Source organism: Gordonia sp. ABSL11-1, from assembly GCF_030315685.1.
Lineage (GTDB): Bacteria > Actinomycetota > Actinomycetes > Mycobacteriales > Mycobacteriaceae > Gordonia.
Map to the genome: position 1 here is coordinate 105,605 of NZ_JASXSI010000005.1, position 16,209 is coordinate 121,813.

At 66.3% G+C, this 16,209-nt stretch carries 11 protein-coding genes, 1 pseudogene and 1 riboswitch; of the genes and pseudogenes, 6 read left to right on the plus strand and 6 right to left on the minus strand.

Annotated elements, in window-relative coordinates; translation table 11 throughout:
* Nucleotides 1-92: 92 nt before the first annotated feature.
* The gene (locus QSJ19_RS07610) at nucleotides 93-947 is read right to left on the minus strand and encodes an alpha/beta fold hydrolase (protein ID WP_286319467.1); all 855 of its coding nucleotides are present in this window, start codon (nucleotides 945-947) and stop codon (nucleotides 93-95) included.
* Nucleotides 948-1,019: 72 nt separating this feature from the next.
* Here QSJ19_RS07610 and QSJ19_RS07615 point away from each other — a divergent pair, with 72 nt between their 5' ends.
* The 4 genes and pseudogenes from QSJ19_RS07615 to QSJ19_RS07630 all read left to right on the plus strand — a co-directional run bounded on the left by QSJ19_RS07615 (nucleotide 1,020) and on the right by QSJ19_RS07630 (nucleotide 4,831).
* Nucleotides 1,020-1,622, plus strand: a complete 603-nt coding sequence (locus QSJ19_RS07615; RefSeq protein WP_286319468.1) for a TetR/AcrR family transcriptional regulator — start codon at nucleotides 1,020-1,022, stop codon at nucleotides 1,620-1,622.
* Between the two features lie 246 nt (nucleotides 1,623-1,868).
* Nucleotides 1,869-2,923: pseudogene (locus QSJ19_RS07620) on the plus strand (ABC transporter substrate-binding protein).
* Nucleotides 2,924-3,033: 110 nt separating this feature from the next.
* Entirely contained in the window at nucleotides 3,034-4,011 is a 978-nt protein-coding gene (locus QSJ19_RS07625; protein WP_286319665.1) for a FecCD family ABC transporter permease, read from the plus strand.
* A 25-nt stretch (nucleotides 4,012-4,036) separates the two neighbouring features.
* Nucleotides 4,037-4,831: an ABC transporter ATP-binding protein gene (locus tag QSJ19_RS07630; protein ID WP_286319469.1), complete on the plus strand. Its 795-nt coding sequence runs from the start codon at nucleotides 4,037-4,039 to the stop codon at nucleotides 4,829-4,831.
* Here QSJ19_RS07630 and QSJ19_RS07635 read toward each other — a convergent pair.
* The 5 genes from QSJ19_RS07635 to betT all read right to left on the minus strand — a co-directional run bounded on the left by QSJ19_RS07635 (nucleotide 4,825) and on the right by betT (nucleotide 12,213).
* Nucleotides 4,825-5,883: an ABC transporter substrate-binding protein gene (locus tag QSJ19_RS07635; RefSeq protein ID WP_286319470.1), complete on the minus strand. Its 1,059-nt coding sequence runs from the start codon at nucleotides 5,881-5,883 to the stop codon at nucleotides 4,825-4,827. The two genes, QSJ19_RS07630 and QSJ19_RS07635, sit on opposite strands and share 7 nt — an antisense overlap.
* A 55-nt stretch (nucleotides 5,884-5,938) precedes the next feature.
* Nucleotides 5,939-6,069, minus strand: a riboswitch (cobalamin riboswitch).
* A 9-nt stretch (nucleotides 6,070-6,078) separates the two neighbouring features.
* Entirely contained in the window at nucleotides 6,079-6,999 is a 921-nt protein-coding gene (locus tag QSJ19_RS07640; protein ID WP_502876112.1) for a DUF5996 family protein, read from the minus strand.
* Nucleotides 6,996-8,564: a GMC family oxidoreductase gene (locus QSJ19_RS07645; RefSeq protein ID WP_286319472.1), complete on the minus strand. Its 1,569-nt coding sequence runs from the start codon at nucleotides 8,562-8,564 to the stop codon at nucleotides 6,996-6,998. The genes QSJ19_RS07640 and QSJ19_RS07645 overlap by 4 nt, the downstream gene beginning before the upstream one ends.
* The gene (locus QSJ19_RS07650) at nucleotides 8,561-10,075 is read right to left on the minus strand and encodes an aldehyde dehydrogenase family protein (protein ID WP_286319473.1); all 1,515 of its coding nucleotides are present in this window, start codon (nucleotides 10,073-10,075) and stop codon (nucleotides 8,561-8,563) included. The genes QSJ19_RS07645 and QSJ19_RS07650 overlap by 4 nt, the downstream gene beginning before the upstream one ends.
* Nucleotides 10,072-12,213, minus strand: a complete 2,142-nt coding sequence (betT, locus tag QSJ19_RS07655; RefSeq protein ID WP_286319474.1) for a choline BCCT transporter BetT — start codon at nucleotides 12,211-12,213, stop codon at nucleotides 10,072-10,074. The genes QSJ19_RS07650 and betT overlap by 4 nt, the downstream gene beginning before the upstream one ends.
* A 328-nt stretch (nucleotides 12,214-12,541) precedes the next feature.
* On the opposite strand from betT, the gene QSJ19_RS07660 reads away from it, so the two are divergent.
* Both QSJ19_RS07660 and QSJ19_RS07665 read left to right on the plus strand, forming a co-directional pair.
* The gene (locus QSJ19_RS07660) at nucleotides 12,542-15,088 is read left to right on the plus strand and encodes an ATP-dependent Clp protease ATP-binding subunit (protein WP_286319475.1); all 2,547 of its coding nucleotides are present in this window, start codon (nucleotides 12,542-12,544) and stop codon (nucleotides 15,086-15,088) included.
* A 134-nt stretch (nucleotides 15,089-15,222) separates the two neighbouring features.
* Nucleotides 15,223-16,068: an enoyl-CoA hydratase-related protein gene (locus QSJ19_RS07665; protein WP_286319476.1), complete on the plus strand. Its 846-nt coding sequence runs from the start codon at nucleotides 15,223-15,225 to the stop codon at nucleotides 16,066-16,068.
* Nucleotides 16,069-16,209: the final 141 nt, after the last annotated feature.

Genomic DNA, 16,209 nt, shown 5'->3' on the forward strand with positions numbered 1-16,209 from the left:
CCTTCATCGTCGTTCGCCGCGGCCGGAATCCGACGCCCTATCGGAGAATTTCTTTCGGCAGAGTTGCGGACGGGTGCGGTGGCCGATCAGGGTCACACCCGAGTCGACGCCGCCACGATCGCGTCGGCGACCGCCGCCGGCTCGTCGAGGGAGACGAAGGTGCGTGCGCCGGGCACGTCGATGAAGCGCGCGTCGTCGAAGACGGCGGCGAAGCGACGTCCGTGTTCGGGGGTGAAGCACCGGTCGTCCGAACCCCAGACCATCGTCACCGGGAGCGTCACCCGTGACATCCGGGGCGTCACCGCGGCGAGTTCGGTGCGATCGATCTTCTTCAGGAAGGCGACGAGGTCATCTCGGATCCGGGCGTCGGTGCGCAGCGGCTGGAATACCGACCAGGTCAGATCGGGGTCGGGATGGGCGAGCAGGAGGCCGACGCCGAGCGGTGAATGACGCAGTGCACGCAAGCGCATGGATTCGATCAGCGGCTTGAGGAGGGCGCGCTGACGTAGCAGGGCGAACAGGAGCCGGAACGGTTGCGGCGGGAACAGGTCGAAGGCGTCGCAGTTGGTGAAGACGAGCGCCCGGACGAACCCGGGGTCGGCGTCGAGGGCGAACTGGGTGACGGCGCCGCCGGTGTCGTTGGTCACCAGGGTCGCGTCCGAGAGGTTCAGCTCCGCGACGAACTCTCGCACGAGTGTCGCCGCGCCACGCGGGCTGCGATCGGCCTGCGGCCCCCATGGGATCCGGTGTGAGCCCAAGGGCAGTGTCGGTGCGTGACAACGGAATCCGGCGTCGGCCAACAGTTCGGCGACCGGTTGCCACAAACGATGGTCGACCGCGACGCCGTGGACGAACACGACCGGTGGATGAGCGGAGTCTTCCGGTCCGTAGCTCGCGTACTCGATGGTTCCAGAGGGAAGGTCGATGGTCGTGATCGTCGCGGTCATGGTTTCGGTGCCTTTCGACTAGGCTCATCGTGAACTTACGAGCACTCGGTATGAAAGTTACGTGCAACCTGTATGAAAGTCAATCGTCGTACTCAGGCGGAACGGACCGCCGCGACCCGTTCCGCGCTCATCGGTGCGGGCCGGACCCTATTCGGTGAGCACGGCTACGCCGCCGTCGGGACGCAGACCATCGTCGACGCCGCCGGGGTGACGCGCGGCGCGCTCTATCACCAATTCGATGACAAGAAAGGCCTTTTCACCGCTGTCTACGACCAGGTCGAGCAGGACATCACCGCCGAGGTGGCCGAACGGGTCGGAGAGCTCGCACTCGCCGATCCGGTCGCGGCCCTGAAGGCCGGCGTCCGTGTCTTTCTCGAACGGGTCACCGACCCGGCCGTCCACCAGATCTCGTTGGTCGACGCACCGTCGGTGCTCGGTTGGAGTGAGTGGCGGGCACGCGGTGAGGAGTTCGGATTCGCCCTCATCGAGGGCATTCTGCAGGCGGCGATCGCGGTCGGTCAGATCGAGAATCAGCCGGTCCGCCCGATCGCACACGTGGCCATCGGGGCGCTCGACGAGTCGGCACTGTATGTGTCGGCGGCGGACGACAAGGACGTTGCCACCGCCGAGGTGCTCGTCGTGCTCGACCGCATCATCGACTCGTTCGTCGGCTGAGTGAGTGGGCCACGCCCGGACGGCGGGTGCCATCCGGACAATCCGGACGCGGTGTTCGCGCGGTATGGTGGCCCCGGCCGCTCTGCGGCACCGATCGTCGAGGGAATCCGGTGTGAATCCGGAACTGACGCGCAACGGTGAGTGTTCTGCCCGACGCCGGGTAGGCGCGAGTCCGATGACTGGATCGATCGGGTCAGGTTCACCTGGGCTCCGCGAGTGAGCTCATGACCAGGAAGTTCTGCAGTCATGCGTATGTCAGCGATCCGCTGTTCCGTTGTCCTCATCGCCTCTGCGTTCGTGTTCTCGGCTTGTGGCAGTTCCGATTCCGGTGACGGTTCGTCGTCCGATGAACGGGCAGACGGCTATCCGGTGAGTATCGAGAACTGTGGGCGGACGGTCACGGTCGATGGCCCGCCGAAGCGGGTGGTGTCGCTCAACCAGGCGTCCACCGAGATCCTCTTGTCCCTCGGCCTCGCCGACCGCATGGTCGGGACCGCGACCTGGACCGATCCGGTCCGCGAGAATCTGGCCGCCGCCAATGAAAAGGTGCCCCGCCTCGCCGACAAGAAGCCGTCGCTGGAGACGGTGCTCAACGCCGAACCGGACTTCGTCACCGCATCGTTCGGATCGTCGATCGGTGATGGGGAGTCGCCGGGCGTGATCAGTACGAGAAACTCGGTCTACCGACCTACCTATCGCCCACCGACAACGGATGCTCCGGCGAGGTGTCGTCGGCGTCCAACGCCGACGGCGCTCGCACCACGCCCTACAGCATGGACAGCGTCTATCAGGAGATCCGCGACCTCGCCGCGATCTTCGATGTTCGCGACCGTGGCGAGCAGTTCGTCGGCGAACTGCAGGACCGGTACACGAAGGCGTCGGGCTCGACGGATGCACAGGGTGTATCGCTCGCGTACTGGTTCGCCGACACCAACACCCCGTACATGGCCGGGTGCTGCGGCTCGTCCGGCGCGATCACGAAGGCCGTCGGCGCGACGAACGTCTTCGCCGACACCACCGATGAGTGGCCGCAGGTGACGTGGGAGACGGTCGCCGATCGCAATCCGACGGCACTTGTGCTGGCCGACCTCAGCCGGCGCAGCATCGACGGAGACGCACTCGAGAGCAAGATCGCCTTCCTCGAGTCCAACCCGGTCACCTCCCAGATGCAGGCGGTGCGCGAGAAGCGCTACATCATCGTCAACGGTGCGGACATGAACCCGACCATCCGCACCGTCGACGGCGTGGAGAAGGTCTCCGCCGCACTGCAGAAGTGGAATCTCGCCACCCCGCAATCATGAATGCCCCGGTGACCGATGCCCATACCTCGACCGGAGCGGGGGGACCGGCGCGCAGTCGGAGGCCGCTGAGCGAGTCGACGACGGTGTTCGCCGGGACACTCGCCGGCGGGATGGTCGTGCTCGTGCTGTCGATCGCGGTGACCGTCACGATCGGACCCGCGAATCTCTCTGTGCGCGACGTGTATGCGGCGATCCTCGAGCACTGGGGAATCGGGAACTCCGGACTGACCCGTCTGCAGGACGGCATCGTCTGGGAGTTGCGACTGCCTCGGACCTTACTGGCCGCCGTGTGCGGTGCGGGACTGGCCATCTGTGGTGCGATCATGCAGTCTCTGTTACGCAATCCATTGGCAGATCCCTTCGTCCTCGGTATCTCCTCGGGTGCCTCGACCGGAGCGGTGTCGGTGGCGGTACTCGGTATCGGCGGTGGTCTGGTGTCGTTGTCCACGGGTGCCTTCATCGGTGCGGTGGTCGCCTTCGTCGCGGTCGTCGCGCTCGCCGCCGGCGCGGGTGGCGGAACCGCCAAGGTCGTCCTCGCGGGAGTCGCGGGGACACAGTTGTTCTCCGCGCTCACCTCCTTCATCGTGATGTCGTCGGCCGACGCCGAGCAGACCCGCGGTGTCTTGTTCTGGTTGCTCGGTTCACTCAGCGGCGCCGACTGGTCCGACGTCGTGCTCTGCGGGGCCGTCACCCTGTTCGGGATCGTGGTGTGTCTGGCGGTGTCGTCGTCGCTGGACGCGTTCACGTTCGGCAACTCCGCGGCGGCATCGCTGGGTGTGTCGGTTCGTCAGATCCGGATCGTCCTGCTGACGGTGACCGCCCTGATCACCGCTGCACTGGTGAGCGCGGCAGGCGCCATCGGATTCGTCGGACTGGTCCTGCCGCACGCCGCGCGATTTCTGGTCGGCCCACGACACGGGCGGTTGCTGCCGGCGACGGCACTGATCGGTGCGATCTTCATGGTGTGGGTCGACGCCGTCGCCCGGACGCTGTTCGCCCCGCAGGAGATCCCGGTCGGCGTGGTGACAGCGCTGGTCGGGGTACCAGCGTTCGCCCTCATCCTGTTTCGGATGCGGGGTACCCCGTGATCGACCGTGGTCGGAGGCTCCGCTGATGCCTCTGCATGCCAAGCACATCGGCTGGAGCCGGGGCGGACACCTCGTGCTCGACGGGGTGACCGTCGAGCCGTGTGTCGGCGAGACCATCGGGCTTCTCGGTCCGAACGGATCGGGAAAATCCTCGCTTCTCAGTGTCCTCGCCGGCGTCCACCGGCCGGATTCCGGCCGCGTGTTCTTGGATGACACCGACATCGGTTCACTTCGTCGGCGTCAGATCGCTCGTCGCGTGGCGACCGTCGAGCAGCAGGTCGACACCGAGGTGGACATCACGGTCTTCGATGTCGTCGGCCTGGGCCGGATTCCGCATCGGGGCACATTCGGCGGTGATGACGCTGCCGACGCCGCAGCCATCGAGCAGGCGCTGCGGCACACCGGCATGCTCGAGCATCGACATCGTCGCTGGCACACGTTGTCCGGCGGCGAGAGACAACGCGTGCAGATCGCCCGCGCGCTGGCTCAGGAGCCCGACGAACTGCTTCTCGACGAGCCGACGAATCATCTCGACATCTCTCATCAACTCGAGTTGCTGGCGCTGGTCTCCGAGTTGCCGATGACCAGTTACGTCGCACTGCACGATCTCAATCTCGCGGCGATGTTCTGCGATCGCGTGGTCGTATTGGCATGCGGATCGGTTGTCGCGCTGGGAACTCCCGCCGAGGTGATCACCGAGGAGCTCGTCGAACACGTGTATGAGGTGCTGGCACAGGTCACCGTCGACGATGGCATCCCGCAGATCAACTACCGACGTGCGGTCAGTACGCGGATTGCCGGGTCACGACCGCGTCATTGACGGAACGACTGCAGGCCTGCGGCGAGCTTCTCCACGGCATCGACCTCGCGGATACCGGGGTCGAGTTCGGAACCGGTGAGCACCACGTATCGCTGATTCCGGACGGCGTCGAGTCGGCTGGTCAACGGATTCGAGGACAGGAACGCCTTTTTCGTGTCCAGCGAATCGCCCTCGATGCGTTTGCGACTGAGGTCGCCGAGGACGAGCACATACGGGTTCCGGTCGGCGACCGATTCCCAGTTCACCTCGGGCCAGTCCTCTTTGGCGTCGGCGAACACATTGGTGGTACCGGTCTCGTGGGCGTACAGCCTTGGCGCCGAACAGCAACCCGCCATGTACGGGGTGTCGATGCCCGAGAACCAGAACGCGATCGTCGGCGACTGTCCATCGGGAACCCCCGCTGCGGCCTGAGCTGTCGCCGCCTCCATTCGACCCTGCAATTCGGATACCAATGCGGCACCGCGATCACGGACATCGAAGATGGCGGCGAGCTCCCGGATCTCTCGATACAGCGTGTCGATCCGCAGCGGCGCAGTGCGGGTGACGGTCTCCCCGTCGACTGTGGCGTCCACACACACTGACGGCGACTGATACGTCGGCACGCCCAGTTGAGCGAAGCGGGCACGGTCGGCGACGACACCCGGGGTGAACGTGTGCGCACTCGCCGAGGTCACGAGGTCGGGATCGGTGGCGAGTACCGACTCCAGTGACGGGTCATTGTCGGCGAGCCTGGGCACCTGTGCGTTGGCTGCAGCCAACGAGGGAAGGACCGGGTCGAACCACGTGGATGTGCCGACCATCCTGTCCTGGAGGCCGAGTGACAACAGAATCTCGGTGGAACTCTGATACAGCGACACAGCCCGTTGCGGCGGCCCGTCGAAGGTGACCTTCTCTCCGCAGTTCTCGATCGTCAGCGGATAGGTCGTCGGTCCGGAGGCCTCGATCTCGGACGGGTTCGAAGTATCGGTGGAGTCGTCCGAGGCGCCGCATCCGGTCAGGAGCAACAGCATCGAACAGGTGATGGCGGGGACGACCTTGGACCAGCGGAGCACGGCAGTTGCCTTCTTCAGGGGCCCGTGCGCGGGGCCCGTGGACAGGGTTCGGCTCGTCGAGACGCCGCGTCCCGGAGGCATTCGGACTCGGGGATACCCACACCGTTGCGCGTCAGTTCCGGATTCTCACCGGATTCCCCTCCAGAGACCGGCTCACTGTAGCAAGTCGGACAAAGCCCGCTTCGTCGTCAGCCCTCACCGCTCGAGCGCGGACCGATCCCAGCCTCCGGCGTCGGCGGCGGCCACATAGGTGCTCTGCAGGAACTCGAGGAGCAGGGCATCGGGGTCCGCGGCCTCACGAACCGCCGTGTACGGCAGCAGGAATTCGCCGAGCGACTCGTCGAACGACGCAGCGTCGGGTCCGACCCGGGCCGAACGGAATCCGTCGGGTTCAGGATACGCATACGAGTAGAAACTGCCCTCACCGTCCGGGCCGGGCCAGTAGCCGGCGCTGCTGACCTCGTGGGAGTACGCCTCCCACATCACGTGCGGACCGCAGTTGGGCGCTCCACCGGGATGCTTCGGTGCGGATCGACCCGAGAAACGGGTGACGGCGAGATCGCAGGCGCCCCAGAAGAAGTGGGACGGACTGACCTTCCCGACATAGCGGGATCGGAACTCGTCGAAGACGCGGTTCATCTGGACCAGGGCGAGCCAGAAGCGATGTGCGGCATCGGCGTCGTAGGCGGTGTGATCGCGGTCGGCATCGAACGGGATGGCGTCGGGTATCTCGACCGGCATGGTCCAGATGTCCGTGCGGAGATCCAGGTCGTCGAGCGTGTCCATCACGTCGCGATAGAACTCGGCGATCGGACGTTCCCGCAACGGGATCGAGCGAGCTTCGCCGGTGGTCGTTGAGATGGCCAGGCGGTGGTTGATGAAGTCGAACTCCATGGTGAAGCCCCGGCTGCCGTACGGGACGAGGCCGGTGGTGAGACCCCGGCTGGACACATACAGGACGACGTTCCACCAGTGACTCATGACGGGCGTGTTCGCCATCCGGACCTTGCCGACGACCTGGGTCATCAACTGCAGCGTGTCGCGGGTCGCCGACCAGTCGCCGACGGGGATCCGCGGCCACGCGGACTCTGTGGACGATACCGGCCGGGACATCATGATCCTTCCGCCGCAACGAGTTCTGCGCACCGCTCGCCGACGAGCATGACCGTGATGTTCGGGTTCACCGTCGTATGCGCCGGGAACACCGAGGCATCCGCGACACGCAGTCCGTCGACGCCCTTCACGCGGAGTTCCGGATCGAGCGGCGACATCGCGTCGTCCGCCGGACCCATCCGGACCGTGCCGACCGGGTGGTAGACGGTGTTGTGGGTACGGCGGATGTAGTCGGCGAGGTCGTCGTCTGATGCGGCGTTCGGACCCGGATACAGCTCGCGCGCAATCCATTCCGCGAGCGGACCTGCCGCGGCGATCTCACGGGCCTTGCGGATGCCCGCGATCATCACGCGCATGTCGTGGCCGTCCGGATCGGTGAAGTAGCGGGGATCGACCCGCGGCTTGTCGCGGAAATCGCGCGATCGCAGTCGCACCGTCCCGCGCGAGCGGGCGTGGGTGACGTTAGGCGTGAGGCAGAAGGTGTTCTCGCTGGTGGGATAGCCCTGCCGGAGGGTGTGCATGTCGAACGGGACACTGCCGTAATGCATCATCAGGTCGGGACGGTCCAGACCGTCGGTGGTGGTGGTGAAGATCCCGGCCTCCCACCACTGGGTGGATTCTCGTGTCATCGGGCGGGTGGTCTCGAAGCCGATGACTCCCTCGGGATGGTCCTGCAGGTTCGCGCCGACGCCGGGCGAGTCGACGAGGACGTCAAGGCCGTGCTCACGAAGATGGACGGTGGGGCCGATCCCCGACAGCATCAACAACTTCGGCGAGTCGATCGCACCCGTCGAGACGATGACCTCGCGGCGGGCGCGCACGGTGGTGGTGCGGCCGAACGCATTGTCGGTGATGTCGACGCCCACTGCGCGCAGGCGACCGTCGCCTCGCTCCAGGATGATCTTCTTCGCCCACGCGCCGGTCCGGATCGTGAGATTCGCCCGGTCGAGGATGGGATGGAGATAGCTCACCGACGACGATGACCGGACTCCGTCTGGTCGGCGATTGATCTGGAAGAAGTTGGCGCCGTTGATCACCGTGGTGCCGCTGTTGAACTCCGCCCTCGGGATGCCGACGGCCTCGCACGCGTCGAGGACCGCGACGCCACACGGATCGGCGGGTGGCACGGTCATGAGATGGACCGGACCACTGCGGCCATGGTGGTCGCCGGGTGCGTCGTTGGTCTCGATCCGTGGATACAGTCGGTACAGAGAATCGGAACCCCAACCGGTGCAGCCGTGTTCGCGCTCCCAGTCGTCGAGATCCTCCCGCGGCGCCCAGAACGCGATACAGCTGTTGTGGGAGCTGCATCCGCCGAGGACCTTCGCGCGGGCATGCCGCATGAAGTCGTTGCCGTTCTCCTGCGGTTCGATCGGGTAGTCCCAGTCGTATCCCGATTCGAGGAGATCCATCCACCGGTCGAGTTGCAGGATGGCATCGTCGTCGACATCGGACGGACCGGCCTCGAGCAGACACACCGTCACGTCCGGATTGTCGGACAGTCGCGCCGCGACGGCGGCCCCGGCCGACCCACCGCCCACGACGACATAGTCGAAGGTGTCGTTCACGCCGGATCTCCTCGGTCATCGAACCAGCCGGTGACGCCCGGTCGCAGGTTTTCGTACACGTGTTTGGCCTCGCGGTACTCGTCGAGCCCGGTGGGGCCGAGTTCGCGCCCGACGCCGGAGTGCCCGAATCCGCCCCATTCGGCCTGGGGCAGATACGGCCCGAAGTCATTGACCCACACCGTTCCGTGGCGAAGTCGGCCGGCGACGCGGCGGGCGCGAGCGGCATCGGAGGACCACACGGCACCGGCGAGACCGTACTCGGTGTCGTTGGCGATGGCCACCGCCTCCTCCTCGGAGGTGAACGTCTCGACGGTGACGGTCGGGCCGAACGCCTCGTCATGGACGCAGGCCATGGATCTGTCGGCGTCGTCGATCACCGTCGGCAGATAGAACCAGCCGTCGTCGAGACCACCCGAACCCTGGTCGCCGGTGGCGAATCCGCCGCCGGTCCGGATGGTGGCCCCGTCGGCGCGCGCCTGCTCGACGTAGGCGTGGACCTTGTCGCGGTGCGCTGCGGAGATGAGGGGACCGGTCTCGGTGCCCTCGGCGAACGGGAGCCCGAGCCTGATCTGGCCTGCGCGCCGGACGAGTTCGTCGACGAAGCGGTCGTGCGCCGCGGCCTCGACGACGAGTCGTGCACCCGCCGAACACACCTGACCGGAATGCAGGAATGCGGCGTTGAGGGCGTTGTCGACCGAGGCGGCGAGTCGCTCGGCGGCGTCACAGGCGTCGGCGAACACCACGTTGGGATTCTTGCCGCCGAGTTCGAGGGCGACCTTCTTGACCGTGGCCGCCGCCTCGCGCGCGATGACCTTGCCGGTGGCGAGCCCGCCGGTGAACGACACGAGGTCGACGTCGGGATGGGAGGACAGCGGTGCCCCCGCGGACGCACCGGCTCCGGTGACGAGATTGGCGACCCCGGGTGGCAGGCCCAGATCATCGAGCACGCGCATGATCAGAATCGAGGTGTGCGGGGTCAGCTCCGCAGGCTTGAGGACGAACGTGTTCCCGGCGGCCAGTGCGGGCGCGATCTTCCAGGCCGCTTGCAGCAGAGGGTAATTCCATGGCGTGATCAGTCCGCAGACGCCGACAGGTTCGTACACGATGCGGGAGTCGACGTCGGGTGAGCCGGCGTCGACGACCCGCCCGGCGTCGTCGGCGGCGAGTTTGCCGAAATAGCGGAAGCAGTTGGCGATGTCGGTCATGTCGAGATCGGACTCGTACGGACGTTTACCGGTGTCGAGAGTCTCGGCGCGCACGAACTCGTCTCGTCGCGTAACGATCTCGTCAGCCACACGGAGGAGCAGGTCCCCGCGCTCGGCGGCCGGGACGGACCGCCAGCGGCCGTCGTCGAACGCGGTCCGGGCCGCGGCGATGGCGGCCTCGGTGTCGCCCGCGCCCGCCTCGGCGACCACTCCCACGAGTGCGTTGTCTGCGGGGCAACGGATCTCGCGGGTCTCGCCGGATTCGGCTGATCTCCACTCGCCGCCGATGAACAGGGTGTCGCTCATGGGGCCGGGGTTCCTTCAGGGTCGCTGTCGGGCATGTCGACCACGCTATCGGTCGTCTGGTGTCCATTGGCGGACCGACGCAGGTGCAGGTAGCCGAGGTGTCGTTCGTACTGGTCGAGCATGTCGCCGATGATCTGTTCGCGGCTGTAGCCGTTGAGTGAATAGCCCTGTGACCCCTCCGCGAGGTAGACCTCGCACCGGAAGTACCGGTCGTCGGACCGCTGCGAGAGCACGGCGTAGGTGGGGGTCGGCGCGGACACCGGCCACACGCAGTAGTCGAAGCGCGGCTCGTGGGCCAGTTCGACGACCAGTCGCGGCGACGGCAGTCCGTCGTTGCTCGCCGACTCGTCGACGGCGGCGGTGATGCCCTCCTTGGCGAACTCGGCGGCGACCTCGCGCATCGCGGGGATCACGGACTTGCTGATGAACTTCTCGGTCGCCGTCGGACCCGGATAGCGCATGGTGCCCAGGAGTCGTTGTCGCCAACTGCCGTGCTCGCTGGGGCCGCGACCCGCGGCGATCACCTTGGGCAGGGTCGTGCGGAAGCTGTCGCCCTTGTAGGACTCGGCCCGCACCGACCTCAGCAACGAGACGCCGATCAGCGCGAGGACGAACGAGAACGGCAGACCCATGATCACCGTGGCCGCCTGCAGCGTGAGGATCGACCCGTCGCCGCCGCCGGCGAACAGCATCGACAGCGTCAGCAGGCCGATCGCGACGGACCAGAAGATACGGAGCGAGCGCGCGCAGTCGGCCATCGGATCGGGCAACCGCGAGGTGAAGTTGCCCATCACCAGCGATCCCGAGTCGGCGCTGGTCACGTAGAACAACAACCCGGTTATGGTGGCGACCCCGATGAGCAGCGGCGCGCCCGGGTACTGCTCGAGCAACGTGTAGAAACCGGCTTCCGGGGTGGACGCGGTGACCTCGGCGAACGACGCGTCGCCGCGGGCGACCTCCAGCGCGCTGTTCCCGAAGATCGAGATCCACAGCAGGATGAAGCTGAACGGCACGACGAGAACCCCGAACACGAACTGTCGCAGGGTGCGGCCGCGTGAGATCCGCGCCAGGAACAGCCCGACAAACGGTGCCCACGCGACCCACCAGGCCCAGAAGAACAGTGTCCAGCCGTCGACGAATCCCTGGGCGTCGTTGCCCGGCGGCGGGTTGACCTGATCCCATGCGAAGGTGTCCAGCGTGCGGTCCAGGAATGTCGAGATGTAGTCGCCGGTGTTCTGCACCAGGCCGTTGAGCAGGAAGTCGGACCGGCCGGCGACGAGGATGTAGACGAGAAGCAGGATCGCCAGGATGACGTTGAGTTCGGACAGTCGCCGGATGCCCTTGTCCACGCCCGAGGTCGCCGACGCCGTCGCGATGACGACCGACAGCACGATCAGTCCGATCTGCGCGGCCTTGCCCTGCGGGATGCCGAAGATCTCGTTGAGACCGAAGTTGAGTTGCACCACCCCGATGCCCAGCGACGTGGCGATTCCGAAGATGGTGCCGAGCACGGCGGCGACGTCGATCGCGTCACCCCAGCGTCCCTCGACCCGTTTTCCGAAGATCGGATAGAGCGCGGCCCGGATCGTCAGCGGCAGGTTGTGACGGAACGCGAAGTACGCGAGTGCGCCGCCCATCAGCGCGTACATCGCCCATCCGGTCAGTCCGTAGTGGAAGACCGTCCAGGTGACCGCCTCACGTGCGGCGTCGTTGGTCTCCGGCGGTCCGACGGGCGGCGCGAGGAAGTGGGTGACCGGCTCGGCGACCGAGAAGAACATCAGATCGATGCCGATACCGGCGGCGAACAGCATGGCCGTCCAGGTGAACAGGCTGTACTCGGGGCGGGATTCCTCCGGCCCGAGACGGTAGCGGCCGTAGCGGCTGACGCCGAGGAACACGACCAGGGCGACGATACCGGTGGCCAGGATGAAGTACCACCAACCGAACCAGCGGGTGATGAAGTCCCGGACGTCGCCGATGACCGACTCCGCGGTGTCGGGCGCCGCCAGCGCCCAGATCGCGAAGGCGAGCACGATGGCCGCCGAGGTGCCGAAGACCACCCTGTTCGTCGTTCCCCGGGTCGCCTCGGGGTGCGTCGGGGAGATGGAATCGGAATGCGGACGACCGCCGTCATTCATCTGGGGGAGACTACCCGCGATGTCCGATTCCGGCTGGACTTGCGCCGCGACTGGTCGGTTCGGTGTCGCACAGGGCGTCGAAACGCTGGTCGGGGCGCCCGTTCGCTGTCGGCGTAGCGGCCATGGAACACAGCCCCCACCTGCCTGGTTGTACTGCGCAGATCCCCGCCGGAGCAGTAACAGAAATGTCCCTGGAGCGACGTTAACTGTAGCTGCACGCGAAGCGACCACTAGACTGAACTCAAGCTGGTGGTCTCTATCGACACCGCCGCATTTGTCGCCGCTGTGGTCACCGACGGCCGGGGCGCAAGCTATGTGAGGGAGAACAATGTTCGAACGGTTCACCGACCGCGCACGTCGGGTCGTCGTCCTGGCGCAAGAAGAAGCGCGGATGCTCAATCACAACTACATCGGCACCGAGCACATCCTCCTGGGTCTCATCCACGAGGGGGAGGGCGTCGCCGCCAAGGCCCTCGAGTCGCTGGGCATCTCGCTCGAGGGCGTCCGCAGCCAGGTCGAGGAGATCATCGGCCAGGGTCAGCAGGCGCCGTCGGGCCACATCCCGTTCACGCCGCGTGCCAAGAAGGTCCTCGAGCTCTCGTTGCGCGAGGCGCTGCAGCTCGGCCACAACTACATCGGCACCGAGCACATCCTCCTCGGTCTCATCCGCGAGGGCGAGGGTGTCGCCGCCCAGGTCCTGGTCAAGCTCGGCGCCGACCTCAACCGCGTCCGCCAGCAGGTCATCCAGCTGCTCTCGGGTTACCAGGGCAAGGAGCCGCAGGAGGCCGGTACGGGAGGACGCAGCAGCGAGACGGGCACGCCGTCGACATCGCTGGTGCTCGACCAGTTCGGCCGCAACCTGACTGCTGCCGCCGCCGAGGCCAAACTCGACCCGGTCATCGGGCGCGAGAAGGAGATCGAGCGGGTCATGCAGGTGTTGTCCCGCCGCACCAAGAACAACCCGGTGCTGATCGGTGAGCCCGGGGTCGGCAAGACCGCGGTCGTCGAGGGCCTCGCCCAGGCGATCGTCAACGGTCAGGTGCCGGAGACGCTGAAGGACAAGCAGCTCTACACCCTCGACCTCGGGTCGCTGGTCGCCGGCAGCCGTTACCGCGGTGATTTCGAGGAGCGTCTGAAGAAGGTGCTCAAGGAGATCAACACCCGCGGCGACATCATCCTGTTCATCGACGAGCTGCACACGCTGGTCGGCGCGGGTGCCGCGGAGGGTGCAATCGACGCTGCGTCGATCCTGAAGCCGAAGCTGGCCCGCGGTGAGCTGCAGACCATCGGTGCGACGACCCTCGACGAGTACCGCAAGTACATCGAGAAGGACGCCGCTCTCGAGCGCCGGTTCCAGCCGGTGCAGGTCGGCGAGCCGTCCGTCGAGCACACCATCGAGATCCTCAAGGGCCTCCGCGACCGCTACGAGAGCCACCACCGGGTCTCGATCACCGACGGCGCGCTCGTGGCCGCGGCCACCCTGGCCGACCGCTACATCAACGACCGGTTCCTGCCGGACAAGGCGATCGACCTGATCGACGAGGCCGGTGCGCGCATGCGCATCCGCCGGATGACCGCGCCGCCGGACCTGCGCGAGTTCGACGAGCGGATCGCCGACGCACGCAAGGAGAAGGAGTCCGCGATCGACGCGCAGGACTTCGAGAAGGCGGCCAACCTCCGCGACAAGGAGAAGCAACTCGTCGCCGAGCGGGCTGAGCGTGAAAAGCAATGGCGCAGTGGAGATATGGACGTCGTGGCCGAGGTCGACGACGAGCAGATCGCCGAGGTGCTGGGCAACTGGACCGGTATCCCCGTGTTCAAGCTCACCGAGGAGGAGACCACCCGTCTGCTCCGTATGGAGGAGGAGTTGCACAAGCGGATCATCGGCCAGGAGGATGCCGTCAAGGCCGTCTCCAAGGCGATCCGTCGTACGCGCGCCGGACTGAAGGACCCCAAGCGTCCGTCGGGCTCGTTCATCTTCGCCGGCCCGTCCGGTGTCGGCAAGACCGAGCTGTCGAAGGCCCTGGCGAACTTCCTGTTCGGCGAGGACGACGCACTCATCCAGATCGACATGGGCGAGTTCCACGACCGCTTCACCGCGTCGCGGCTGTTCGGTGCTCCTCCCGGGTACGTCGGCTACGAAGAGGGCGGTCAGCTCACCGAGAAGGTGCGTCGTAAGCCGTTCTCGGTGGTCCTGTTCGACGAGATCGAGAAGGCGCACTCGGAGATCTACAACACGCTGCTGCAGGTGTTGGAGGACGGCCGCCTCACCGACGGTCAGGGTCGTACGGTCGACTTCAAGAACACCGTGCTGATCTTCACCTCGAACCTCGGTACCGGCGACATCTCGAAGGCCGTCGGTCTGGGCTTCACCCAGGGCGGCAGCGAGGGGTCGCAGTACGAGCGGATGAAGCAGAAGGTCAACGACGAGCTGAAGAAGCACTTCCGGCCCGAGTTCCTCAACCGCATCGACGACGTCATCGTGTTCCACCAGCTGACTCAGCAGGAGATCATCGAGATGGTCGATCTCATGATCAACCGCGTCGAGACCCAGCTGAAGAACAAGGACATGGCGATCGAGCTGACCGACAAGGCGAAGAAGCTCCTCGCCCGTCGTGGGTTCGATCCGGTCCTGGGTGCCCGTCCGCTCCGTCGCACCATCCAGCGCGAGATCGAGGATCAGCTGTCGGAGAAGATCCTCTTCAACGAGCTGAACGCCGGTCAGATCGTGTTGGTCGACGTCGAGGGTTGGGACGGCGGCGACGACGGCGAGGACGCGCGATTCGTCTTCACCGGTTCGGAGAAGCCCCGTGAGCTGCCCGACGCACCGGCCGAGCTGACCGGTGCCGGCGACAGCAAGGGCGAAACCGCCTAGCCAGTCCAGATACCCCGAAAGCGCGAATCCACCTTGCTTCACCAGCAAGGTGGATTCGCACTTTCGGGGTATCTCCATCTCGGGAATCCGACGCCTTCACGAACGTTCGCTCGGTCATCGAGTAGGTTGTATCGGTGACCTCTCTCACCCGGCAGACCGACGACCAGCACATCGTTCTCGAGCGCGACGACGATGTCGCGATCATCCGACTGCATCGTCCCGACCGGCTGAACGCCTTCACCCACCAGATGGGCGAGGAGATCCAAGCCGTGTTCGACGAGACCGACGCCGACGACTCGATCCGTGCCGTCGTGATCACCGGGACCGGCCGGGCCTTCTGTGCCGGCGCCGACCTCGGCGGTGGCGCGACCACCTTCGAGCTCGACCAGCAGGAACCCGGCGAGGTCCCGCGGGACATGGGCGGTCAGGTCACGCTGCGGATCTTCGCGTCACTCAAGCCGGTGGTGATGGCGATCAACGGTGCGGCCGCTGGTGTGGGTGTCACCATGACGCTGCCCGCCGATGTTCGGATCGCCTCGGAGGATGCGAAGTTCGGTTTCGTCTTCGCGCAGCGGGGGCTCGTGCCGGAGGCCGCGTCGTCATGGTTCCTGCCGAAGCTGGTCGGACTGCCGACGGCGCTGCAGTGGGCGATGGGGGCGAAGATGGTGCCCGTCGCCGAAGCGCACGAGCGGGGGCTCGTCCAGCAGGTCGTGCCGAAGGACGAGGTGCTGTCGACGGCAATCGCGGTCGCTCGGGATCTGACGTCGACGACGGCGCCCGTGTCGGTGGCCCTGACCCGCCAGCTGCTGTGGCGCATGGCCGGAGCGCCGAGTCCGTGGGTGGCGCACGAGGCCGATTCCAAGGCCATCTTCTATCGCGGGACGATGGCCGACGTCGCCGAGGGGGTGACGTCGTTCCTGGAGAAGCGTCCCGCCGCGTTCACCGACCGCGTGTCGACGGACCTGCCCGACATCTTCTGACGAGACGACGCGCCCTAGCTAGCGCCGACATGTCCTGTGCGAAAACGACATCGGTGACGCTCGACGTCGTGCCACGGGCGTCGTCGTCTTGCTGGCTCTGCCAGCACACGCCGGTCGCAAGGCCGACGGTGAGCAGCAGCA

Excerpts from the sequence above, each read along its gene's own strand:
- QSJ19_RS07625 (WP_286319665.1), top strand. The coding sequence starts at position 3,034 with ATGGTCGTGCTCGTGCTGTCGATCGCGGTGACCGTCACGATCGGACCC.
- QSJ19_RS07650 (WP_286319473.1), bottom strand. The coding sequence starts at position 10,075 with ATGAGCGACACCCTGTTCATCGGCGGCGAGTGGAGATCAGCCGAATCC.
- QSJ19_RS07640 (WP_502876112.1), bottom strand. The coding sequence starts at position 6,999 with ATGATGTCCCGGCCGGTATCGTCCACAGAGTCCGCGTGGCCGCGGATC.
- QSJ19_RS07660 (WP_286319475.1), top strand. The coding sequence starts at position 12,542 with ATGTTCGAACGGTTCACCGACCGCGCACGTCGGGTCGTCGTCCTGGCG.
- QSJ19_RS07630 (WP_286319469.1), top strand. The coding sequence starts at position 4,037 with ATGCCTCTGCATGCCAAGCACATCGGCTGGAGCCGGGGCGGACACCTC.
- betT (WP_286319474.1), bottom strand. The coding sequence starts at position 12,213 with ATGAATGACGGCGGTCGTCCGCATTCCGATTCCATCTCCCCGACGCAC.
- QSJ19_RS07610 (WP_286319467.1), bottom strand. The coding sequence starts at position 947 with ATGACCGCGACGATCACGACCATCGACCTTCCCTCTGGAACCATCGAG.
- QSJ19_RS07615 (WP_286319468.1), top strand. The coding sequence starts at position 1,020 with ATGAAAGTCAATCGTCGTACTCAGGCGGAACGGACCGCCGCGACCCGT.